The organism is Desulfothermus okinawensis JCM 13304 (genome assembly GCF_054654515.1).
Genome location: NZ_BAAIEW010000106.1, coordinates 1 through 257 on the forward strand (window position 1 = coordinate 1; position 257 = coordinate 257).

1 protein-coding gene is annotated in these 257 nt (G+C 43.2%); it reads left to right on the forward strand.

Annotated elements, in window-relative coordinates:
- Positions 1–2 precede the first annotated feature (2 nt).
- Positions 3–257, forward strand: a 255-nt coding sequence (locus ACYQ0O_RS13240) for a transposase zinc-binding domain-containing protein (RefSeq protein ID WP_459893827.1), incomplete at its 3' end; no start/stop codon positions are given.

Below are 257 nucleotides of genomic sequence, written 5' to 3' on the forward strand. Positions count from 1 at the left end.
CTATTCTTTATGCCTGTCATCACTGTGGAACTGTACAGTCCATTCCCTGTTGCTGCGGAAACCGGCATTGTCCAACATGCCAGCAGAATAAATCGGATCAATGGCTACAAAAACAGATAGAAAAACTTCTCCCTACCCATTATTTCCTCTTAACTATAACCCTCCCCCAGGGCCTTCGGGAGGTCGCCAAATCTCATCAAAAGGTGGTTTATAAAGAAATGTTTTCATGTGCTCATGCGAGTCTAAAAAAATTAGCC